This is a genomic window from Amycolatopsis sp. NPDC001319 (assembly GCF_042896185.1).
In the GTDB taxonomy this organism is placed as follows: domain Bacteria; phylum Actinomycetota; class Actinomycetes; order Mycobacteriales; family Pseudonocardiaceae; genus Amycolatopsis.
Genome location: NZ_JBIAWY010000005.1, coordinates 622,288 through 642,966, shown reverse-complemented (window position 1 = coordinate 642,966; position 20,679 = coordinate 622,288). Strand labels below are relative to the sequence as shown.

Annotated in this window: 21 protein-coding genes; 12 read left to right on the top strand and 9 right to left on the bottom strand. The window is 70.9% G+C overall.

Features of this window, described 5'->3' with window-relative positions:
• The first annotated feature begins 128 nt into the window (after window positions 1–128).
• The gene (locus ACFY1H_RS22170) at window positions 129–527 is read left to right on the top strand and encodes a hypothetical protein (protein ID WP_386948984.1); all 399 of its coding nucleotides are present in this window, start codon (window positions 129–131) and stop codon (window positions 525–527) included.
• Window positions 528–1,266: 739 nt separating this feature from the next.
• Entirely contained in the window at window positions 1,267–2,250 is a 984-nt protein-coding gene (locus tag ACFY1H_RS22165) for a hypothetical protein (RefSeq protein ID WP_366578907.1), read from the top strand.
• 11 nt (window positions 2,251–2,261) lie between these two features.
• Here the strand turns inward: ACFY1H_RS22165 and ACFY1H_RS22160 are convergent, their stop codons facing one another.
• Window positions 2,262–3,020 (bottom strand): IclR family transcriptional regulator, encoded by a 759-nt coding sequence (locus ACFY1H_RS22160; protein WP_366578908.1) that lies wholly within the window; start codon window positions 3,018–3,020, stop codon window positions 2,262–2,264.
• A 142-nt stretch (window positions 3,021–3,162) separates the two neighbouring features.
• On the opposite strand from ACFY1H_RS22160, the gene ACFY1H_RS22155 reads away from it, so the two are divergent.
• On the top strand, window positions 3,163–3,873 hold the full coding sequence (locus tag ACFY1H_RS22155; protein WP_386949400.1) for a CoA transferase subunit A: 711 nt from the start codon (window positions 3,163–3,165) through the stop codon (window positions 3,871–3,873).
• Window positions 3,870–4,496 carry a CoA transferase subunit B gene (locus ACFY1H_RS22150; protein WP_386948980.1) on the top strand — a complete coding sequence of 209 codons (627 nt, stop codon included), beginning with the start codon at window positions 3,870–3,872 and terminating at the stop codon, window positions 4,494–4,496. The genes ACFY1H_RS22155 and ACFY1H_RS22150 overlap by 4 nt, the downstream gene beginning before the upstream one ends.
• 21 nt (window positions 4,497–4,517) lie before the next feature.
• Here ACFY1H_RS22150 and ACFY1H_RS22145 read toward each other — a convergent pair whose 3' ends face one another.
• Window positions 4,518–5,522, bottom strand: a complete 1,005-nt coding sequence (locus ACFY1H_RS22145; protein ID WP_386948977.1) for a YdcF family protein — start codon at window positions 5,520–5,522, stop codon at window positions 4,518–4,520.
• 106 nt (window positions 5,523–5,628) lie between these two features.
• Between ACFY1H_RS22145 and ACFY1H_RS22140 the strand changes: the two genes are divergently transcribed.
• Window positions 5,629–5,994 (top strand): glyoxalase, encoded by a 366-nt coding sequence (locus tag ACFY1H_RS22140; protein WP_366578913.1) that lies wholly within the window; start codon window positions 5,629–5,631, stop codon window positions 5,992–5,994.
• A 4-nt stretch (window positions 5,995–5,998) separates the two neighbouring features.
• Window positions 5,999–6,577, top strand: coding sequence for a DUF6518 family protein (locus ACFY1H_RS22135; RefSeq protein ID WP_386948974.1), 579 nt, complete (start codon window positions 5,999–6,001; stop codon window positions 6,575–6,577).
• Here ACFY1H_RS22135 and ACFY1H_RS22130 read toward each other — a convergent pair.
• Together ACFY1H_RS22130 and ACFY1H_RS22125 are read right to left on the bottom strand one after the other, a co-directional pair.
• The gene (locus tag ACFY1H_RS22130; RefSeq protein WP_386948971.1) at window positions 6,538–7,692 is read right to left on the bottom strand and encodes a TetR/AcrR family transcriptional regulator; all 1,155 of its coding nucleotides are present in this window, start codon (window positions 7,690–7,692) and stop codon (window positions 6,538–6,540) included. The genes ACFY1H_RS22135 and ACFY1H_RS22130 overlap by 40 nt on opposite strands.
• A gap of 152 nt (window positions 7,693–7,844) precedes the next feature.
• Window positions 7,845–8,786, bottom strand: coding sequence for a D-2-hydroxyacid dehydrogenase family protein (locus ACFY1H_RS22125; protein WP_386948968.1), 942 nt, complete (start codon window positions 8,784–8,786; stop codon window positions 7,845–7,847).
• Between the two features lie 72 nt (window positions 8,787–8,858).
• On the opposite strand from ACFY1H_RS22125, the gene ACFY1H_RS22120 reads away from it, so the two are divergent.
• Both ACFY1H_RS22120 and ACFY1H_RS22115 read left to right on the top strand, forming a co-directional pair.
• A complete protein-coding gene (locus tag ACFY1H_RS22120; RefSeq protein ID WP_386948965.1) occupies window positions 8,859–10,262 on the top strand; it encodes an amidase in 1,404 nt (467 codons plus the stop codon).
• A complete protein-coding gene (locus ACFY1H_RS22115; RefSeq protein ID WP_366578922.1) occupies window positions 10,243–11,193 on the top strand; it encodes a ring-cleaving dioxygenase in 951 nt (316 codons plus the stop codon). Before ACFY1H_RS22120 ends, ACFY1H_RS22115 begins: the two co-directional genes overlap by 20 nt.
• Window positions 11,194–11,232: 39 nt before the next feature.
• Here ACFY1H_RS22115 and ACFY1H_RS22110 read toward each other — a convergent pair whose 3' ends face one another.
• The 3 genes from ACFY1H_RS22110 to ACFY1H_RS22100 are packed head-to-tail and all read right to left on the bottom strand — an operon-like array spanning window position 11,233 to window position 14,875.
• Entirely contained in the window at window positions 11,233–11,997 is a 765-nt protein-coding gene (locus tag ACFY1H_RS22110) for a citryl-CoA lyase (protein ID WP_366578924.1), read from the bottom strand.
• 21 nt (window positions 11,998–12,018) lie between these two features.
• Entirely contained in the window at window positions 12,019–13,539 is a 1,521-nt protein-coding gene (locus ACFY1H_RS22105) for a class I adenylate-forming enzyme family protein (protein ID WP_386948962.1), read from the bottom strand.
• A 13-nt stretch (window positions 13,540–13,552) separates the two neighbouring features.
• The gene (locus tag ACFY1H_RS22100; protein WP_386948959.1) at window positions 13,553–14,875 is read right to left on the bottom strand and encodes an MFS transporter; all 1,323 of its coding nucleotides are present in this window, start codon (window positions 14,873–14,875) and stop codon (window positions 13,553–13,555) included.
• Window positions 14,876–14,973: 98 nt separating this feature from the next.
• On the opposite strand from ACFY1H_RS22100, the gene ACFY1H_RS22095 reads away from it, so the two are divergent.
• Window positions 14,974–15,768 carry an IclR family transcriptional regulator C-terminal domain-containing protein gene (locus tag ACFY1H_RS22095; protein WP_366578930.1) on the top strand — a complete coding sequence of 265 codons (795 nt, stop codon included), beginning with the start codon at window positions 14,974–14,976 and terminating at the stop codon, window positions 15,766–15,768.
• Between the two features lie 236 nt (window positions 15,769–16,004).
• Entirely contained in the window at window positions 16,005–17,153 is a 1,149-nt protein-coding gene (locus tag ACFY1H_RS22090; RefSeq protein WP_366578932.1) for a hypothetical protein, read from the top strand.
• Between the two features lie 27 nt (window positions 17,154–17,180).
• Here ACFY1H_RS22090 and ACFY1H_RS22085 read toward each other — a convergent pair whose 3' ends face one another.
• Entirely contained in the window at window positions 17,181–17,762 is a 582-nt protein-coding gene (locus ACFY1H_RS22085) for a dihydrofolate reductase family protein (RefSeq protein WP_386948955.1), read from the bottom strand.
• A 113-nt stretch (window positions 17,763–17,875) separates the two neighbouring features.
• Between ACFY1H_RS22085 and ACFY1H_RS22080 the strand changes: the two genes are divergently transcribed.
• Window positions 17,876–18,283 carry a hypothetical protein gene (locus ACFY1H_RS22080; protein WP_366578936.1) on the top strand — a complete coding sequence of 136 codons (408 nt, stop codon included), beginning with the start codon at window positions 17,876–17,878 and terminating at the stop codon, window positions 18,281–18,283.
• Between the two features lie 217 nt (window positions 18,284–18,500).
• Here the strand turns inward: ACFY1H_RS22080 and ACFY1H_RS22075 are convergent, their stop codons facing one another.
• Entirely contained in the window at window positions 18,501–19,364 is an 864-nt protein-coding gene (locus ACFY1H_RS22075; RefSeq protein WP_386948952.1) for a LysR family transcriptional regulator, read from the bottom strand.
• Window positions 19,365–19,512: 148 nt separating this feature from the next.
• On the opposite strand from ACFY1H_RS22075, the gene ACFY1H_RS22070 reads away from it, so the two are divergent.
• On the top strand, window positions 19,513–20,631 hold the full coding sequence (locus tag ACFY1H_RS22070; protein ID WP_386948949.1) for a polysaccharide deacetylase: 1,119 nt from the start codon (window positions 19,513–19,515) through the stop codon (window positions 20,629–20,631).
• Window positions 20,632–20,679 lie beyond the last annotated feature (48 nt).

The following is a 20,679-nucleotide window of genomic DNA, read 5'->3' as shown; positions in this document are numbered from 1 at the left end:
GGGCCCGCGCGCGGGCCGGGCGGCGGGCCCTCGGGGCGCGCCGGCGCGCGCGGGCCCGGGGGGGGGGGGGGGGGGGGGGCCTCGGCGCCGACCCCCGTGACCTCGACGACGGGCACGCCCGGTGGGCCGTGTACGCCGAGGCGATCGGGCGGGCCGAGGAGTGGCCGGCGGTCCTGGACCTGATCGCAGACGAGCCGGACCTGCCGATCGCCGCCGCAGTGGTCGTGCGGGCGCTGGAGGTTCTGCCGGACGCTCGACGTGCGGATTTCGTGGCGGCTCTCCCCGAGGGGCGCAGCCGCGAGTACGCGGCCACTCGGGCGCGCGAGCTCGTTGTCCTTGAGACGATGGCCGCGGGCGACGGCCCGGAGTTCGACGTACGACGCTGGACGAATTGGCTGCAACTGCGGGCGGCCACCACGATCAACGCCGAGCAGACCCTCGAAGCCCTGAGTACGAGCGGCGCCACCCGGCGCATCCGGAGTGCGGCGGCGAGGCGACTGCGCGTTGTCCGCCGAGCCGGTTCCTGAGTCCGCGGCCGGCCCGGCCAAGCGTGATGTGAAAAACCTGATCGTTCCCGGGGATCCGGCGCGGCCAGTGTCCGAAAAGGATTTTCCGACCGTCGGGTGGGGATGGTGGGGTGCCCGAACGTCATCGCCGGTGGTGGCGTTCTTGAGATGACCTCGGGCGCTGATTAGCCTGGCCGCACCCGAGTCACGTGGACGGCCTCGTCGGGGTGCGCGGTGCGGTGTTCCGGGGGACCGGAACGTCGGCGACAAGAGCGGTACGGCGGAGGACGAGCATGGGACTGCGGCGCAGGCGTCAGGCGGACGGGCTCGTGACCGGCGGAGAGTGCGGCTCGCGGTGAGTGGCAGAGCGGAAGGCGCCGCCCAAGGCCAATCCGGTCAACCCGGTCAGCCCGCCCAAGGGCAACCCGGCCAACCGGGCCAAGTCCAACCGGGCCAACCTGGCCGATCCGGTCAGCCCGGTCAGCCCGGTCAGCCCGGTCAGCCCGGTCAGCCCGACCAAGGGCAACCCGGCCAACCGGGCCAAGTCCAACCCGGCCAACCCGGCCGATCCGGTCGAGCCGACAGCACCGACAGCACCGACAGCACCGGTCGGACAGAGCAAGCCGAGCAGACCACGGGCACCGCAGCACCCACACCTCACCCCGCGATCAGCCGGCGCGAACGTCACCGCCGGGACGACCCGACCGGGCCCGGCACGTCGCGCTGGGCGCGGCAGCCCGGGCTCGGCCTGGCGGGCCTCGTGCCGGTGGTCGTGGTGGCGGTGCTGATCGCCGTGGGGGCCGGGGGTGCGGAGTCGTCGTTGCTGGTGCTGGCGCCGATCGTGACGTTCGCGTTGCCGGTGGTGTCGATGATCGCGTTCTGGTGGGAGGACTGGCCGGGCACGCGGCTCGGGCCGGACTGGGCGGGCTGGGCGGACCTGGCGCTCATCGCGGTGGGCGGGATCGTGCTCACGTTCTTCGGTGAGGCCGTGGTGGGGCACCTGTCGTTCGCGGCGATCTTCGATCCGACGCCCGAAAGGCTCGAGCTGAGCACGTTCCCCGTGACGTTGCCGCTCGCGGGCGCGGCGTTCGTGGTGATGCTGGAGCTGACGCTGGTGAGCGAGCACTGGCCGCTGCGGCTGTGGCTCAAGCCGATCCCCGGCGGGATCTGCGCGGTGGTGCTGTCGTGGGCGGTCGCGATCCTGCTGTACGTGCTGCTGCTCGGCGGAACCCCGTTCCGCGGCGGCGGCCCCGGCCTGATCGATCCCGGTGTGTTCGGCGCGGTGCTCACGTTCATCGGCGTGTGGCAGGTGCTGCTGTTCGTGATGTGGCGCGGCTGGCCGTTCCACTATCTGCGCAAGCAGTGGGTGCGGTTCGTCTGCGCGAACGTCGCGACGATCGGCGCCGGCATCCTCACCTACGTGGTGCTGCGGGAGCTGCCCGTTCCGACGCTGTCCGCGCTCGCCGGCGACTTCGTGGCCGCGGGGCTCGTGGTCGGCATGCTCTTCGAAGACGCTCTGCCGGCGCGCTGGCCCGCGTGGCTCGAACGAACCGTGTCACTCCTGCTGACGCTGGCCCTGGCCGCGGTGCTGCACGTGGCCCTGCTGGCGCTGGCCGAAGGACTGCACTGGAACCGCGGCACGCCGATCGGCTGGGTCGGCCACGTCACCCTCAACGCCCTCGGCGTGTCCGTGATCCTGCACGTCGCGATCGGCCGCCGCTGGCCGCTCGCGCGCAAGAACTGACTGCCGCCCGCCTACGCCGACGCGAGTTTCCGCGTCAACGCATGGGCTTCGCGCAGCAGCAGCGCGCCCAGCTCGGTGAGCCGGTCCGGCGGGAAGCGGAACTCGACACCCGTCAGCGAAAGCGCCCACGCCGGGGCGCCCGAGCGGCCGAACACCGCGGCCGCCAGGCCCCAGCTGCCTTCGACGACCAGGCCCGGGTTGAGCGAGTAGCCCGTCTCACGGGTGCGCGCGATGCGGGCGCGGAGCTCGCCGGCACTGTGCGCCGCGCCCCACATCTGCGTCAGGTCGACGCGGCCGAGGTACTCGTCGATGTCACGGTCGGGCAGGAAGGACAGCACGACGAGCCCCGCCGAGACCACGCCGAGCGGGAAGCGCGCGCCCTCGTACAGGACGAAGGAGCGGATCGGGAAGCTGCCGTCCTCGCGCAGCAGGCACACGGTTTCGTCGCCGCGGCGAGCGGAGAAGAACGCGCTCTCGCCGGTGGCCTCGGCCAGCCGGTGGACGCTCGCGCGGGCGTGCTCGGTCACGTCGTAGCGCTGGGCGGCGACCTCACCGAGCAGGTACAGCTCCGGGCCCAGGTGCCACTGGCCGGTGCGCTGGTCACGGTCCACGAACCCTTCGTCGCCCAACGCGGTGAGCAGGCGGTGCGCGGTCGGGCGAGCCAGTCCGGCGGCGCGGGCGACCTCGGTGGTCGTGGCGCCCTGGCCGTGGGACAGCGCACGCAGCACGGCGGCCGCGCGGCCGACGAGGTGGTCCGGGGCGCTGGTCATGCCCGCAGCTTACGTTCACTGAGTGAACGCCGCCTTCGACTGGTGACCGCCGACCGAGCGACCGCGGCGACACCGTTGACCAGGCCCGTTGGCGTGCCCTTGAGTGACCCCGTCCGATCATTCAGTGGACGGGAGGAACACCTTGCCGACGATCCACCCCAGCGCCGCCGAAGCACTCGCGGGCCTGCTCACCGACGGCGCCACCCTCGCCGTGGGCGGGTTCGGCCTGAGCGGCAACCCCACGGACCTCATCGAGGCCGTGCGCGACTCCGGCGTGCGCGACCTGACCGTGGTGTCGAACAACATGGGCGTCGACGGCCAGGGCCTCGGGCTCCTGCTCGAGAACCACCAGGTGTCCAAAGTGGTCGCTTCCTACGTCGGCGAGAACAAGCTCTTCGCCCGCCAGTTCCTCGACGGAGAGCTCGACGTGGAGCTCGTCCCGCAGGGCACTCTCGCCGAACGCCTGCGTGCCGGCGGTTCGGGCATCCCCGCGTTCTACACGCCGACCGGCGTCGGCACCCCGGTGGCCGAAGGCAAGCCCCACGCCGAGTTCGACGGCCGCACCTACGTGCTCGAACGCGGCATCGTCGCCGATGTGTCGCTGGTCCACGCCCACACGGCCGATCGCGCCGGCAACCTCACCTACCGCCTGGCCGCGCGCAACTTCAACCCGCTCGTCGCGGCCTGCGGACGCGTCTGCCTCACCGAAGCCGAGATCCTGCTGGACGGCTTCGTCGAGCCGGAACACGTGATGACCCCGGGTGTGTTCGTCCAACGGCTTGTCCTCGCAAGGAAACGGGAAAAAGCCATCGAGAAACGCACCGTCCGCCCCAAGGAGGTGGCGCACGTATGAGCTGGACCCGCGACGAAATGGCCGCCATCGCCGCCCGTGAACTACGCGACGGCGACTACGTGAACCTTGGCATCGGCATTCCGACACTGGTCGCCAACCACGTGCCCGACGGCGTCCACGTCACGCTGCAGAGCGAAAACGGCATCCTCGGCCTGGGCCCGTTCCCCGTCGAGGGCGAGGAGGACGCCGACCTCATCAACGCCGGCAAGCAGACCGTCACCGTCGCCCCGGGCGCGAGCTTCTTCGACTCGGCCACCTCGTTCGCCATGATCCGCGGCGGCCACATCGACCTGGCGCTGCTGGGCGCGTTGCAGGTCGCCGCCAACGGGGACCTCGCCAACTGGAGCGTGCCCGGCACGCTGGTGAAGGGCATGGGCGGCGCGATGGACCTGGTCGCCGGCACGAAACGCGTGGTGGTGCTGACCGACCACGTCACGAAGGACGGCGAGCCGAAGCTGGTGTCGCGCTGCACCCTCCCGCTGACCGGTGCCGGCGTGGTCGACCGCATCATCACCGACCTCGCTGTCCTCGACGTCACCCCGGACGGCCTGCGCCTGGTGGAAGTGGCGCCGGGGGAGGACGCGGCCGGCGTCCGGGCCCGGACCGGTGCCCCGGTGACGTGAGGGTCCAGGGCCGGCGGCGGCTCAGAAGGCCAGCGACACCGGGTACGCCGCCGCGAGGAGCACGATCGCCACGCCGTTGAGGATCCGGTAGTCGCGCAGGATGCCGATGAACTCGCGGATCGTCGCGCTGGGCACGTAGTACCAAGCGGTGCGGGAGCCGACGACCTGGCCGTTGACGTCGAGGCGGCGCGCCAGCATCGCGGTGCGGAAGGCGTGGAAGTTGTTGGTGATGAGCAGGCAGCGGTAGCCGGGGTTGCGCTCGGTCATCAGCTCGCGGCTGTAGAGCAGGTTCTCGCGCGTGGTCGTGGAGCGGTCCTCCAACACGATCTCCTCGCGCGGAATGCCTTGGGCCACCAGGTAATCGGCCATCGCCTCGGCTTCCGGCCGCGGCTCGTCGGGACCCTGACCGCCGGACGTGACGAGCGTGGGCGCCGCCCCTTGCGCGACACCCGCGTCGTACAACGCCCGCCCGCGGTCGAGCCGGCTGGCCAGCAGCGGCGGCACCTTGCCCCGGATCAGCCGCGACCCGTGCACCACGATGAAGTCCGCGCCCTTCGGCGGCCGCAGCAGGCCGTAGCCCACGGAACACACCACGAACGCGGCGAACGCCAGGCTGAGGTAACCGAGCACAATGGACACACTGATGATCACCACCTCCACCGCGCGCGGCACCGCGTTCTTCCCCAGCACCAGCAACGCCGGCGCGAAGGCGAACATCGCCAGCCCCGCGAGCAGCGACAGCAGGTTCCCCAGCCGCCGCCCCTCGCGGCGCACCATCTGCAAGCCGTTGAGCACCAGGAACGCGGGCAGCAGCACCGCGATCACGAGGAAGAACGCGATCGCCAGCACGTCACCGTCGACCACGTCGTGCACCGCGGGGATGTCCAGCAACGCGAAGACCACGCCGACCGCGACGAACAGCAGTCCCGCCAGCAACAGCACGCCGTTCAGCAACCGCCGCCGCTCGAAGCGGAAGCTGATCGCGAAGCCGGCGAAGAACGGGATCGACGTGAGCAGGTAGGCCACGCTCAGAAGATAAGGCGATCATGGCCGGGTGGGCGGGCTGTGCGGGTTCCCGTTCGAGTGAACCGCGCCGGCCCTGGCTCACCTCCGGCGAGGGTAGCCTCAAATCGTGATCCACCATGTCCAAGTGGCCTGCCCGGCCGGAGCGGAGGACGCGCAGCGCGCCTTCTACACCGGGGTGCTCGGCTGGCCCGAGCTGCCGAAACCCCCGCTGCTCGCCCAGCGCGGCGGGTGCTGGTTCCGCGTGCCCGGCGTGGGCGGCCCGGCCGGCGAGCTCCACGTCGGCGTCGAGCGGGACTTCCGCCCCGCGGTCAAGGCCCACCCGGCCTTCGTGACCGACGTGGACGCCACCGCGCGGGCACTGACCGCCGCCGGCCACCGAGTGGCCTGGGCGGACCCGACGGAGATCCCTGGGCAGCGCCGCTTCTACACGTTCGACGCGGTGGGCAACCGCCTGGAGTTCCTGGAAGGCTGACGCGGTGCAGAAAACCGTTGCCGTGGGCGGCGGCGTGGTGCTGGGCGCCGGCACGTACTTGACGCAGCTGACGCCGTTCGGCTGGACGACCAACTCGATCGCTACCTGGTCCGCGCTCGCGTTTCTCGTCGGGTGCGCCGGCGGGCGGCCGTCGTGGCGTGTCGTCGCGGCGGCGGTCGGCTCGCTGCTGCTGGCGCTGGTGGTCTGGTACGGCGTGGCCCAAGCCGTGAACGGCCTCTACTCCGCCGGCGCGCTGGTCACCGCCGGTGTGTGGGCCGTCGGCGCGGTGCTCGCGGGGATCGTGTTCGGCCTCGGCGCGGCGTGGTGGCGGCACCGGCCGGACAGCGTGCCCGGCGCCGTCGGCCTCGCGCTGCTGGTCGCGCTCTTCGCGGTCGACGGGCTTTACCGGCTTGTGGTTCTCGGCTCGCCCGGCGCCGGCGTGACGATGCTGGTCGTGGCGGCGGTCCTGCTTGCCCTCCTGAGCCGCCGGTCCTGGCGGCCCGCGGCGGCGACCCTGTCGCTCGTGGCGATCGGCGCCGGTGGTTATGCCTTGCTGGGTGCGGCGCTCGGTGGCGTTTCGTAGAACTTCAGGAACATCGCCACCCCCGACTCGATCACGTCCGGCGAGCCGGGCTGGACGCACAGCGCGTACAGCTGGCTCACCGCTGCGGCCGGATCGGGGATGTGGATCCCCGGCAGCGCGCGCACCGCGGTGTCGAGGACGCGGCGCAGCTCGGCGGGCACGCGGCCGAGCCAGGCGGCGGTGTCGTCGGGGAAGCGCTTGGCCTCGGCTTCCAGCACGGAGTGCAGGTTGGCCATCGCGGGTGAGGTGAGCACGTCGACGCACGCTTCGCACAGCTCGCGCAGGTCGAAGTCGCCCGATGAGAGCTTGCGGGCCGCCGCGACGGCCTCGTCGAGTTGCTCGGTGATGACCGTGCGGAAGAGGGCTTCCTTGCTCGTGAAATGGCTGTAGATGGTCACTTTCGACACGCCGGCGCGCTCGGCGATCTCGTCGAGGCTCACGCGGAAGCCGTGCTCGGCGAAGGCGGCGAAGGCCGCGCGCACCACGGCGTCGCGCTTGCCCTGCTGCGGCGCCGGTTCGACCACGGTGACGGGGCGCCCGGCGGTGCCGAACGCGAGGGCGGACATCAGCTCCACCGCGACGTCGTCACTCAGCCCGCCGCGTTCCACGAGCGAGCGCCAGGTGCCGAACTCCAGCGCGTGCCGCGCCGTCGCGCGGGCCGGCTGATCTTCGCCCGCGATGTGCGCGATGCTCTCGAGCAGCGCCCGGTACTCGTCCAGCGAACGCTCGACGACCGGCATGAACTCGGCGTCGCGGGTCAGGTTCGCGAGGAGGTCGGAGCTCTCGCCGTAGTACGCGTACAGGGCGCTGAGGGCTTCTTCGAACCGGCACTGCGGTTCTTCGACCTGCCGCCACCGCGCGGGGTCGGGCAGCGGGTGCAGCGACCAGAAGTGCTCCGAGAACGCGGCGAAGAGCTCGTCTTCGGTGGGGAAGTGGCGGTACAGCGTGTTGCGCCGGACGCCGGCGAGCTCGGCCACGGCGGAGATCGTGGTGCGGGCCGGGCCCACGGTGCCGTGCAGCTGCATCGCGGCCTCGATGATGCGCGTGCGGGTCGCCAGCACGTCGTCGGCGCGCTTGCCGAGGTCGTAGTTGCGCGACCGCACTACCTGAGACATCGCTGTTAGTCCAAATCGTTGACTATACCCGCCGGTCCTGGCTGGGTTCCGCATTCACTATACGCAGGTGATCCGCGAAATCCGGCACGAGGAGCAGGTCGTCCGACCGGAACCCGCGATGCTCGACGAGCCGGGCCCGGACGGCCGTCGGATCAGTCCATCACGCGGATCGGCGAACCCGCCTGGAACGCGGCGATGTCCTCCACGGCGTCGCGGTAGAACGTCGTGTACAGCTCCTTCGCGACGTACCCGATGTGTGGCGTGAGGATCGCGTTGTCGAGGCCCCGCAGCGCGTGGTCGGCAGGCAGCGGCTCGAGGTCGAACACGTCGAGCGCGGCGGCCGCGATCACCTTGCGGCGCAGCGCGTCGAGCAGCGCCGCCTCGTCGACGATCGGGCCGCGCGAGGTGTTCACCAGCAGCGCGGACGGCTTCATCCGGGCCAGTTCTCCGGCGCCGATCAGGCCGCGCGTCTGCTTCGAGAGCACCACGTGGATCGACAGCACGTCGGCCTGTTCGAGCAGCTCTTCCCTGCTCACGGCGGTGGCGCCGTGGGCCGTGGCGCGCTCCGGCGTGAGGCTGCGGCTCCACGCGAGGATCTTCATGCCGAACGCCTGGCCGATGCGCGCCACGGCCGACCCGACGTCGCCGAGCCCGAGCACGCCGAGCGTCTTTCCCTGCAGCGTGGTGCCGACGCTGACCTGCCAGCCGCCCTCGCGCGCCGAGCGGAACTCGGCGGGGAGGTTGCGTGCGACGGCGAGGATCAACGCCCAGGTCAGCTCCACCGTCGAGCGCCCGTCGTAGCCGGTGCCGGACACGACCACGCCGCTCCGCCGGGCTGCCGCGAGGTCGATGGCGGCGTTGCGCTGACCGGTGCTGACCAGCAGTTTCAGGTCCGGCAGGCCGTCCAGTACCTTGGCGGGGAACCGCGTCCGCTCGCGCATCGCGACCACGACGTCGAAGCCGGCCAGGCTCTGCACCACGTCCTCCGGTCCGGTGAACGGCCGGGTGAAGACCCGCACCTCGGCGCCGAGGGAGTCCCAGTCCGCGAAGGTCAACGCGACCTGCTGGTAGTCGTCGAGGATCGCGATCTTCATCGGGCTCTCCTTCATCGAGTTCGGTGCACCGGGGCGTAGCGCTGAGCCTAGATCGACTGTACGGTGCAGTACATGCCCGACGGGATGAGTCCCCTCACACCGGGTGGAGCGCCTCCTCCGCCCTCGTCCGCGACCGCTCTGCTGGCCGCCTTCCGCGCCGGCCACCTGTCGCCGGTCGAGGTGGTCGAAACCCTCGCCCGCCGCACGGCCGAGCAGGAACCGACCCTGAACGCCCTGACCACGGCGAACTTCGACGCCGCGGCACACCAAGCCGGGGAAGCGCAGCGACGGTGGTCGAGGGGCACCGCGCGGCCGCTCGAAGGCGTCCCCGTGCTCGTCAAGGACCTGATCGACACCGAAGGCCTGCGCACCACGTACGGATCAGCGATGTTCGCCGACCACGTGCCGGCCACCGACGCCGAGGCGGTGGCCGTCCTTCGCCGCGCCGGTGCCATCGTGCTCGGCAAGACGGCTACGCACGAGTTCGCGTGGGGCGTCACGACCGACAACCCGCACTTCGGCCCGACCCGGAACCCGTGGGACCCCTCGCGCACGCCGGGTGGTTCGAGCGGCGGTTCCGCGGCGGCGCTCGCGGCCGGATACGCGCCGCTCGCCCTCGGCACCGACACCGCGGGGTCCGTCCGGCTGCCCTCGGCGTTCTGTGGGCTGACGGGTCTGCGGCCGACGTTCGGCGCGGTTCCCGTCACCGGCGTCCGCCCGCTCGCGCCCTCGGCCGACGTGGTGGGCCCGATGGCGCGGACGGTCGAGGACCTCCGTCTGTTGTGGACGGTCCTGGGCCCGGCGTCGCCGCCGAACACCACGACGGTGCGCGTCGGACTGCTGCTGGACGACCCCACTACCCAAGCCGCGCGCGTCTGCACGACCATCGCGGATCTGCTGGCGAACGCCGGCTTGCCCGTCGTCGAGCTCGACGCCGGTGCGCTCCCCGCCGCGAACCCGTTGCTGGGCACGACGATCCTCGCCGAAGGCCGCCGCGGCCACCGGCGTGACGGCCTCTGGCCGGACCGGGCCAGTGAGTACGGCGCCGACGTGCGCGAGAGGCTCGAACTGGCCGACGCCGCCGACCCCGCCGACTACCTCGATGCGCAGGAAGGCCGCGCGTACGTCCGCTCGACGTGGGCCGAGCTGCTCTCCCGCGTCGACGTCGTCCTCTCGCCCGCCGTCCCGATCGCGCCGCCGCCGATCGACGCCATTCCGGCCGACCTCCGCGCGATCATCCTCCCGGGCATCGCCGCGCAGAGCCTCGCCGGACTGCCCTCCCTCGTCGTCCGCGGCGGTTTCGACCCCGCCGGACTGCCCGTCGGCGTCCAGCTCACCGCCGCGCCGTGGCGGGAAGAACTGCTGCTGGACACGGGCGAACTCGTGCAACGGCTGACCGGGCCCGTGCAGGACCGGTGGCCGGAACTCGTGAACACCACAGAAAAGGAGAGCCCGAATGTCGTACCTCAACGGTAGCCACCACATCACGATGTCGGTGGCCGGAGCGCAGGAGGACGTCGATTTCCACGTGAACGTCCTCGGCCTCCGCCTGATCAAGCGGACCGTGCTGTTCGACGGCAAGATTCCGATCTACCACCTCTACTACAGCAACGCCGACGGCGACCCGAGCGCGGTGCTCACCACGTTCCCGTTCGGCCAGGCCGGGATCAACGGACGCCGCGGCACGAACCAGGCGCGTGAGGTGCTCCTCGCCGTCCCGTCTGGCTCGCTGAACTATTGGGCCGACCGGCTCAAGGACCGCGCGGCCGACGTGCACGACGCCACCGTGTTCGACCGTCGACGCGTGTTGTTCCGCCACCCGTGCGGCATCGAGTATCAGCTCGTGGAGGTCGAAAACGACCCACGGCGCGGCTTCACCGGCGGCGGGGTGCCGCAGGAGTACGCGATCCACGGCATCTACGGCGTCGGCGTGCACGTGACCGGGCCGGACACCGCCGTCGAGTTCGCCGCCAACCACCTCGGCGCGCGCGAAGGCCTCAGCGAAGGCGACCGGTTCGCACTGGAGGCGGGCCGATCCGGCCTCGGCGGCGCGGTCGAGCTCGTGGTCAACCGCACCGACGGCCCGGGCACGTGGATCTACGGCGCCGGCACCATCCACCACTTCGCGTGGAACGCCGACAACCTCAAGAACCAGGACGAGCTGAAGTTCGAGATCGAGGGCGCCGGCTACACCGACCTGTCGGAGCTGCGGGACCGCAAGTACTTCAAGTCCATCTACGTCCGGTCCCCGGGCGGCGCGCTGTTCGAGCTCGCCGTGACGCACAACGAGGGCGGCTGGGACTGCGATGAGTCACCGCAGGAGCTGGGTAAGCGCTTCCAGCTGCCCGAGCAGTTCGAGTCCCGCCGCGACGAGATCCTCGGCCGGCTCGAACCGATCGACATCTGACGGACGCCGGGGCCGGGCCCGCGCCCGGCCCCGGGCCGCTCACTCGTGGTGGCGGGTCGCGGCCTCGTCGACCTCACGCCAGATGGCCGGTGCCGTCGGCCTGCGGATCTCCTCCAGCACGTGGCCGACGAGGCCGACGGCCCGCGCCATCACGCCGATGCCCCGCGCGGCGCGCCAGTCGATGCCCAGCCGCGATGCGATGGCGCCGATCGCGCCGGTGACGTTGACCGGGAGCTCCTTGCCCAGCGCGATTCCCGCCTGGCGCGCGACTTCCCGGATCAACGCGACCTCCGGCCCGGTGAGGCCGGCCTCGTCGAGCAGCGTGAACAGGCGTTCCGCCCGCGGGTCGAGCGGCTTGTGGATCGGGTGGCCGATGCCGGGGATGAGCGTCTTCGCGGCGACGAACCGGTCGACGATCGCGCCCGCCTCCGCCGCGAGATCGCCGTCGAGGTCGGCCTCCTGCACGTACCGCGCGGCCCCTTCGATGGAGCCCACGAACGTCGTCCCGAGCCCCAGCAGGCCGGCCGCGACCGCGCTCTGCAGGGAATCCGGTGCGCCGTAGTGCGTCAGCCGCGAGGCGATGGCGCTCGGGGTCATGCCGTGTTCGACCAGGCTGACGGTGAGTGCGTTGAACACAGTGGACTCACCCGGGGTCGGCAGACGGCCCGTGAGCTCCAGGAAGCCCATGTCGCCCAGGTTGACCTTGCCGACGAGGTCGTCGACCAGGTCGTGGCCGAACACCGTGATGCTCTTCGCCGTGCTCCAGCTGATGTCGGAGCGGAACTCCGGTGAATCACCCAACATGCGTGTTCCTTCCTTCGACGCTCAGGCTCGCTTCTCGAGCTCGCCGCGGACGACCTTCCCGGACGCGTTGCGCGGCAACGTCTCCGGCGCCACGAACCGGATCTCACGCGGCCGCTTGTACTTCGCCAGCCGTTCGCCGCAGAGCTCGATCAGCTCTTCCGCCGACACGGCCGTGTCGCCGGACCGGGCCACGAACGCGACCGGCACCTCACCCCACGTCGGGTCGGCGCGGCGGACGACCACGGCTTCGAGCACCTCGGGGTGGCGCAGCAGGGCGCGCTCGATCTCGGCGGGGTAGATGTTCTCGCCACCGCTCTTGATCAGGTACTTCGCGCGGTCGACGAAGTCCAGCGTGCCGTCGGGGTTGCGCGCGAACACGTCGCCGAGGTGGAACCAGCCGCCGCGGAAGTCGTGCGCGGTGGTGGCCGGGTCGTTCCAGTAGCCGCTGAACACGGTGGGCCCGCGCATGCAGATCTCGCCCGGTTCGCCGTCGGCGACGTCGTGGTCGTCCGGGTCGACGAGCCGGATCTCGCAGTAGCCACTCTGCACTTTGGACAGTGACGCCGGTTCCACGCCGACCGCGAGCGCGTCGCCCGAAGCCGGCGGGCACCCGGTTTCGGTGGTGCCGAAGGTGTTCGCGAACGGCGCGTCGAGCAGCGCGGTGATCTCGGCGATCTCGTCCGGCCCGATGAGGTCCGGCATCACCCCGCACAGGCGCACCCCGGCCGGCGTGATCTGCTTGTCCCGCAGGACGTCCGCGAAGCGCCGGACCGTGCCGGGCATGAGCAGCAGCCAGCCGAGCCGTTCGGTGGCCACGACGTGGGCGAGCTCGGCCGCGTCGAACCCGTCGACGACCACGACCTTGCCGCCGCTGATGAGCGTGCTCACCGAGTTGTCGAACGCGCCCATGTGGCTCAGCGGCGACCAGGCGACGAAGGCGTCGTCACCCGCGAGGCCGTACTCCGCGCGCGTGGCGGAGCTACGTGCGATCTCCGCGCGGTGGCTGATGGCCGCGCCTTTCGGCACGCCCGTGGTGCCGCTGGTGTAGATGATGATCAGGACGTCTTCCGGCTGCGCCGCCGACGGCTCGGCCCACGGGGTTGTCGCCGCGACTTCAGCTTCGAAAGCCTCGCCCAGCAGCAGCCGCGGGCGGGAACCCAGTGGCGCGGCGAACTTCTCGTCGGCTCGCGGTGAGGTCACCAGCACCGTGGGTTCGACGAGGTCGAGGCAGGCCACGAGCTCGTCGGCGCCCGCCCGCAGGCCGGGGCACGCGACGATCGCGCCCAGCAGCGCCACGGCGAGCGTGATCTCCAGGTACTCGGTGCGGTTCTCCGAAACCAGCGCCACCCGGTCGCCGCGCCGCACCCCCCGGCTCGCCAGCAGCGCGGCGATCCGGCGGCTGCGCTCGGCCAGCTCTCCGTAGGTCACCTGCCGCTCGCCGGATTGCAGCGCGACGCGGCCGGGGTGCGTCCGGGCGCGGTCTTCGAAGAGCGTGCCCACCGTGCTGGCTGCGGCGTCGAGCACGAGGTTTCCCGTTGTCATGCGCGGTTCCCGTTCAGATCAGGGCCGAACCGGTGCGGCCGGACTCGGTGACGACGTCTTCGGCTTCGTGGTGCGGGCGCACCAGCAGCACTCCGACGATGCCGATCAAGCTCGTCAGCGCCATCCAGCCGGCGATCGCCCACGGGCTGCCGTGCAGCCAGCCCAGCAGCGCCGTGGCGATCAGCGGCGCGAGGCCACCACCCACCACGGTGCCGCCTTCCCGGCCGACGGAGATGGCGCTGTAGCGGCTGCGCGTGCTGAACAGCCCGGCGAAGTACCCGGCCTGGATGGCGTCGGTCGCCGCGCCCGCCCCCGCGATCCCGACCGTCACGGCGATGATCACCGGCGCGACGCCCTTGCTGTCCACGAGCAGGAAGAACGGGAACGCGAACACCGCCTGGAAGAGCAGGGCCACGATCATCACGCGGCCGAAGCCGAAGCGGTCGCCGAGGTGGCCGTAGACCGGGCAGAGCACGCACGCGACGGCGGCACCGATGACCGTCGCCCACAGGATCTGCGACTTGCCGAGGCCGAGCTGCGTGGTCGCGTAGGTGAGGATGAAGACGGAGACGATGTTGAACGTCGCGTTCTGGCCGACGCGCATCAGGAAGATCGCGAGCATGTTGCGCGGCTGCTTGAACGCCTTGATCAGCGGCGCGCGTTCCTGCTCGCCGGCCTGCTTGATGCGGGCGAACTCGCGCGTCTCCGGCAGGCCCTTGCGGACCCACAGGCCCACGCCGACGAGGATGACGCTGAGCAGGAACGGGATGCGCCAGGCCCAGGACAGCAGCTGGTGGTTGTCCACCAGCGCGCCGATCACGACGTAGACCACCGACGCGAGGATCAGCCCCGCGAACACCGCGCTGGACAGGAACCCGCCCCAGAACCCGGGCCGGTTGCTGCCGTTCTCCTTGGTCAGCAGCGCGGCGCCGCCCCACTCGCCGCCGGTGCCGATGCCCTGCACGATCCGCAGCACCACCAGCAGGATCGGGGCCAGTGCGCCGATCTGCCCGTACGTGGGCAGCAGGCCGACGGCCAGCGTCGCCAGTCCCATGGCCAGCAGCGTGATGACCAGCGCGTTCTTGCGTCCGATGCGGTCCCCGACGTGCCCGAAGATCGCTCCGCCGAGCGGCCGGGCGACGAACCCGGTGGCGAACGTGGCGAACGACAGCAGCGAGCCGTTGAGTGAGCTGGCCGACGGGAAGAACAGGCTCGGGAAGATCAACGCGGACGCGGTGCCGTAGAGGAAGAAGTCGTACCACTCGACCACGGTGCCGAACGTCGCCGCGATGGTCGCTCGTCTGGTCAGGTGTGCCGACTGTTCGTTGGTGCGCACGCCGAGCCTCCTCGTTGAGCCGGAGCAGTGCTAGAATTTCGCCTAGCGAATATTTTTCCGCTAGGCGGTAAACGGAGATTAGGAAGGGCATCGCGACGATGTCAAGCGCCGACAAGGAACAGTTCGTCACCTCGCTGGCCAGGGGATTGACGGTGCTGCGGGCGTTCGGGCCCGACCAGCCCGAAATGTCCCTCAGCCAGGTCGCCGCGGCCACGGGCCTCAGTCCGGCCGCCGCGCGCCGCTTCCTGCTCACCCTCGTGGAGCTCGGCTACCTCGCTCAGGTGGACAAGCGGTTCGTCCTCACACCCCGCGTGCTGGAGCTGTCGGCGGGCTACACGCGCGCGATGAACCTGAGCAGCCTCGCGCAGCCGCTGCTGCAACGCGTCCGCGACGAGACCGGCGACAGCGTTTCCCTGACGGCCTTGGCAGGCACGGACATCCTCCACGTCTGCCACGCGCAGACCGATCGCTTGATGCGCTTCGCCATCACTCCGGGGGCTCGGGTGCCGGCTTACGTCAGCGCGTCGGGCCGCGCGATCCTGGCGAACGAACGCCCGGCCGTCGTCGACGCTTTTTTCGCCGCCGCCACGCTCGCCCCGCGAACGGCCTCCACGATCACCTCCGCCGAGGCTTTGCGCGATTCGCTGGCCCAGGCCCGCCAGGACGGTTACGCGGTCGTCGTCGACGAGCTCGACGTCGGCATCACCGCACTGGGCTGCCCGGTCTTCGGCGGCTCGGTGGTCGCGGGCGTCAGTTGTTCCACGGTTTCCGGCTATCTTCCGGTGCCGGAGTTCGTGGCCACGCGGCTGCCGTTGCTGAAAGAGCTCGCCGCGCGGCTGGGGGAGGCGTTCGAGCGCTTTCCGGCGTTGCTGCACTCATTCGAAATGCAGTGAGCGGCGCGTTGAAAGGTTGAGCCGGAACGCCGATTTCCCCTGCCTGGCCCAGCACTTTCGTCGGTCTTTGTCCACGGCCGGTCCGGGCCTAGTACTTTCGGCCAGGGGACCCCGCCGAATGGTGTAGGCCATCCCGGGGGTCTTCGGGTGATGCCCGTTTCGGGGCCTGAGTCCGTCCTAAGGTGATCTTGATTCTCGATCTTGATCCCGGGTCTTTTCTCAGGAGGGGAACACCTGTGCCCAAACTTCCACGCACGCTCAGCAGAACTCTGGCCGCGGCGGGCACGCTGTGCGCGCTCACGGTGGCCACGGCCGTGCCGGCGTTCGCGGCCGAGCCGGCGCCGTCGACGGTCGAGCAGGACGTGACGCAGCTGTATCAGAACGTCGTGGACCTGTACAACGGCATTCCCGCGAGTGCGCGGGCCGGCGTCGACTCGTTGATCGACTCGCCGATCGACCACATCGGCCGGAAGCAGACCAACGCGAAGCAGAAGCCGGCCGCGGACTGCACCGAGGGTGCGCTGCTCACGTATGCGAACCAGCTCGCCTCGCAGCTCACGCCGGTCGAGGGGCAGGCCTTCGACGCGCTTTCCGCGCTCGGTCAGCTCTACGCGCAGGGCGTCGCCACCGACAAGCAGCCGCAGGTGTTCGGCACCGACGGGCAGTACACGTCGCGCGCCACCTCGGCCATTTCGAAGCTGCGCGGGTTCTGGGACATCGAGAGCTGGAACGTGCAGCTCGTCGCCTGGAAGGGCACCGACCTCGGCAGCCCCACCAAGATGGCGCAGACCTTCGGCCTCGGCCTCGCGCCGGCGCGCGTGAAGGACGCGGCCGCGCTCGCGAACAAGGTGCTTTTCGAGCTTCCGGTGCTGCAGGGCGGCCGCAACCCGCTGCTGACGCTCAACGCGTTTTCCGCGCCCGCCGACAGCTTCGGCGGCAAGCGCGTGATGCTCGGCGACGGCATCCTCGACACCACCAACCTGCTCGGCTTCGACGACGTCGCGGTGGAGGCCGTGCTGGGCCACGAATACGGCCACCAGGTCGACTTCGCCCACGACAACTTCCCGCGCAACGAGTCCGGCGAGATGGGCCCCGACGCGTACGGCGGCTACTTCGTCGCGCACGCCAAGGGTGAGGCGTGGGACGCCCGCACCCAGCAGGAAGTGACCTACCTCAACGCTTCCATCGGCGACTGCCAGCACAGCCACGGCACCCCGGACCAGCGCAAGGCCGCCGGCGCGTGGGGCGAGAAGCAGGCCACGAGCCAGGCCAACCCGAACAAGATCGTCCCCTCCGCGACGATGATCACCAAGTTCCAGAAGGAATACCCGAAGCTCGTCCCGCCGGCCACCGACCAGTCCCAGCTGGCCGCGGCGCACAGCTGATCTCTTGACCCAGCGGGCCGCCTCCGTTCACCGGGGGCGGCCCCCCACGGCGTAGCGCAGGTGCGTGACGTCCCGATCGGTCAGCTGCCGAACCTGCCGCAGCTCGACGCGCGTGTCGTCGAACAGCCGCCGCCCACCGCCCAGCACCACCGGGACGAGGTGGATCTCCAGCTCGTCCAGCAAACCCGCGCGCAGCAACGCCTGCGCCGCGCCCGCGCCGTGCACCAGCACCGCGCGCCCACCCGCAGCGGCCCGCGCCTCGGCCACGCACGCGCCGACGTCGGTGAAGAACCGCGCGCTGCCGGGCGGCCGGTCGTCCGGATCGACGTGGTGGGTCAGGACGTTGATCGCCACGCCGTCGTGGTGATCGCCTTGCCACCGCCCGGCCAGCTCGAACGTCCGCCGCCCCGAGATCACCGCGCCGGTCGCCATGGCCTCCTGGAAGATCCGGCCGCTGGGACCGTCGCCGTGGCGGTCGTCGAGCCAGTTGAACAGCCGCCCGCCGCCCTCCCCGAGCTCCTGCCCGGGCCGGTCGTCGGGCCCGGTGATGAACCCGTCGAGCGACATCGACATGTACAGCCGAATGGGACCGTTCGCGTCGTGGGCCATGTGCTTTCTCCTCGCGTTGCCGGTGTGGTCACGAGTACGTCGAACAGCGTTTCCCGGAATCGACACCTGCGCCCTGCGAGAATGACGGGAGCCCCGACGTCGAAAGAGGCCGCATGCGCGACGAACCCGTTCTGCGGATCGAGGACCACCGCACGGTGGGCGAGCTCGAGGTGGACTTCCCGGTCGCCCACGAGTTCGTGATCGAGGTGTTCGACGATCCGAGCGCGGGCGGATCGGGAATCCGGTTCGTGGACCGGGGTCTCGAGACGCAGATCGACTTCCCGTGGTGGAGCCCGATCGAGCAGGACCTGAGCACGTGGACGCGCGCGCCGATGGGCACTCCGAGAAGGCCGTTCCACGACGCCGACCAGAGCTGGCAGGTGCTGATCTGGCGGGCCGGCGACTGGGTCTTCGTGATGCAGGGCAACGGCGAAAACGAGTTTCACACCTGGCTCAAGGTGAGGACCGTGCGGTACCTGGCCGAGTGGGACGGGGTCCTGATTCAGCTCCCACACAGCTGAATCCCAGCAAAATTCTGCGTTGGACTCGCTGACCCGGCCCGGCGAATACTCAAGCGCATGGACACCGAGACCACGGACCTCGTCCGTCTGCTGCGGCGGTTCGGCGTGCGCGCGCTGGCGTTGGCGGCGGTCGCGGGGCTCGTGGGTTACCCGACGGTGGCCATGGCGCTCGGGCTCGTCGGGTGCGCGCTGCTGTTCGCCAGGCCCAGGGTCAGCGTCACGAGAGCAGGTGTGCCAGAAGGGCCCGCGCGGCCGGGTTCGTCGGAGCGGGACCCCGGCCCGCCAGGTGGATCGCGCGGCTGAAGGTGGGCTGTTCGATCCGGGCGAACGGCAGGCCTGAGCGCTCAGCCACCGGCTCCGGCACGATGCTGACGCCGAGCCCGGCGGCGATGAGCTCCACCAGCAGCGGCATGTGCGTGGCCTCGCAGACGCGGTTCTGCCGCAGGCCCGCGTCGGCGAAGCGGCGCGCGACCATGGCCTGGATCCCGCTGCCGCTGAAGTCCAGGAACGGCTCGTCGTCGAGCTCGGCGAGGCGGACGCGGCGGCGCCGGCCGAGGCGGTGACCGGGGTGGCAGAGCAGCACCAGCTGCTGGCTCCACTGCGCGAAGCTGCTCAGCTCGTCGGTCAACGGCTCCTCGCCCGCGAGGAACGACAGGTCCAGCTCACCGCTGGCGACCGCGGCCACCAGATCGGGCACCAGTCCCTCGCGCACGTGGATGCGCACGCCCGGGTACCGCGTGCGGAACACCCCGAGCTTGGCCGGCAGGTCGACCACCGTCAGCGTCTGGATGGTCCCGATCGACACGCGCCCGCTCGCCAGCCCCGCGACGGCCGCCACCTCGCCGCGCGCGGCCACCACGTCGGCGACGATCCGGTGCGCCGCCGGCACCAGCGCGCGCCCGGCCTCGGTCAGCTCGACCCGCCGCGTGGTCCGCTCGAACAGCGACGTGCCCAGCTCGCCCTCGAGCTTGCGGATCGACGCGCTCAGCGCCGACTGCACTACGTGCACCTCCTGCGCGGCCGCGGTGAAACTCCCGCACCGCACCACCGCGAGGAAGTGCTCGACCTGCCTCAGCTCCATTCAGCGATCCTAGTGCTGAATCAGCGAGTAATGATCACCATATGTCCGTGCGACAGAGGAATAACTTCCGCGCTGTTCGCCGCGCCGTCAATCCCGGGTTTCGGGCATCGGCGCAGGTAGTGTCCCTCGCCGGGGACAGGGAGGCGGGATGGCTCGGCCCAGCAAGGCAGTGATCAGACGGCGAAGAACGGTGCTCGCGCTGAGCGTGGCGCTGGCCTTGACGTTGGTGGCGCTGCTGGTCTTCGGCGACGCCCCGGCCCAGGAAGGCGGCGGCGCGAGCGCGCCGGCGGCCGCGCTGTCGGCGCAATGGCTGCACAAGCTGAGACCGGGGGAGAAACCCCCGCAGTTCGTGCTGTTTTCCTTCGACGGCGCCGGATCCCACGAGCACTGGCAGCGGGTCCTCCCGCTGGCCAAGTCCGTGAACGCCCATTTCAGCGGTTTCCTCTCCGGCATCTACCTGCTGACCAACGACCAACGTGACCAGTACCAAGGTCCCGGCCACCGTCCCGGCAAGGCGTCCATCGGGTTCGGCGGGTCGGACGCGGACGTGCGCACGCTCGTCGCCGACCTCAACACCGCTGTGGCCCAGGGGCAGGAAATCGGCACGCACTACAACGGTCACTTCTGCACCGGCGCCGAACCCAGCGTCGGCCATTGGACGACCGCCGCGTGGAGCGACGAGCTGGCGCAGTTCTTCCAGTTCGTCGACCAGGCGCGCGCTCAGCGCGGCCTGAACGTCGACCCGGCCACGATCCGCGGCGGCCGCACACCGTGTCTCGAAGGCGACTGGAAACAGGCCTTGCCCGCGATGCGTGAAGCGGGCCTGCGCTACGACTCCAGCCAGTCGTCCGAGGGCGTGCGCTGGCCCGAGCAGCTCGACGGCATCTGGGAGTTCTGGATGCCGTACGTGAAAGTGCCCGCGCTGAACAAAAAAGTGATCATGATGGACTACAACCTGTGGTTCCAGTTCAACCACGCTCGCGACGACGCCACGCGCACCGCCGAGTTCCGCGCGGACACGCTGGCCACCTACCGCGGCGCGTACCAGGCGGCGTTCGCCGGGAACCGCGCACCGCTGGTCGTGGCCAACCACTTCAACGACTGGGCCGGCGGCGCGTTCGCGAAGGCGACCGAAGACTTCATGGGGGAGGTCTGCACCAAGCCGGAAACCGTCTGCGCCACCTACAGCGAAGTGATCCGGTGGCTGGAACTTCAGGACCCGGCCGTACTCGGCCGGCTGCAGGAGGCGCCGCCCGCGCAACCGTGAAGGTACCCACGTCGGGGTGTGGCCGGCCCACCGGCGCGTCGTCACGGT

What these genes read in the sequence shown, in the direction of transcription:
- ACFY1H_RS22160 (WP_366578908.1), bottom strand. Translation starts at nt 3,020, where the DNA reads ATGACCAGCGCCCCGGACCACCTCGTCGGCCGCGCGGCCGCCGTGCTG.
- ACFY1H_RS22150 (WP_386948980.1), top strand. Translation starts at nt 3,870, where the DNA reads ATGAGCTGGACCCGCGACGAAATGGCCGCCATCGCCGCCCGTGAACTA.
- ACFY1H_RS22130 (WP_386948971.1), bottom strand. Translation starts at nt 7,692, where the DNA reads ATGTCTCAGGTAGTGCGGTCGCGCAACTACGACCTCGGCAAGCGCGCC.
- ACFY1H_RS22125 (WP_386948968.1), bottom strand. Translation starts at nt 8,786, where the DNA reads ATGAAGATCGCGATCCTCGACGACTACCAGCAGGTCGCGTTGACCTTC.
- ACFY1H_RS22120 (WP_386948965.1), top strand. Translation starts at nt 8,859, where the DNA reads ATGCCCGACGGGATGAGTCCCCTCACACCGGGTGGAGCGCCTCCTCCG.
- ACFY1H_RS22115 (WP_366578922.1), top strand. Translation starts at nt 10,243, where the DNA reads ATGTCGTACCTCAACGGTAGCCACCACATCACGATGTCGGTGGCCGGA.
- ACFY1H_RS22110 (WP_366578924.1), bottom strand. Translation starts at nt 11,997, where the DNA reads ATGTTGGGTGATTCACCGGAGTTCCGCTCCGACATCAGCTGGAGCACG.
- ACFY1H_RS22105 (WP_386948962.1), bottom strand. Translation starts at nt 13,539, where the DNA reads ATGACAACGGGAAACCTCGTGCTCGACGCCGCAGCCAGCACGGTGGGC.
- ACFY1H_RS22095 (WP_366578930.1), top strand. Translation starts at nt 14,974, where the DNA reads ATGTCAAGCGCCGACAAGGAACAGTTCGTCACCTCGCTGGCCAGGGGA.
- ACFY1H_RS22085 (WP_386948955.1), bottom strand. Translation starts at nt 17,762, where the DNA reads ATGGCCCACGACGCGAACGGTCCCATTCGGCTGTACATGTCGATGTCG.
- ACFY1H_RS22080 (WP_366578936.1), top strand. Translation starts at nt 17,876, where the DNA reads ATGCGCGACGAACCCGTTCTGCGGATCGAGGACCACCGCACGGTGGGC.
- ACFY1H_RS22075 (WP_386948952.1), bottom strand. Translation starts at nt 19,364, where the DNA reads ATGGAGCTGAGGCAGGTCGAGCACTTCCTCGCGGTGGTGCGGTGCGGG.
- ACFY1H_RS22070 (WP_386948949.1), top strand. Translation starts at nt 19,513, where the DNA reads ATGGCTCGGCCCAGCAAGGCAGTGATCAGACGGCGAAGAACGGTGCTC.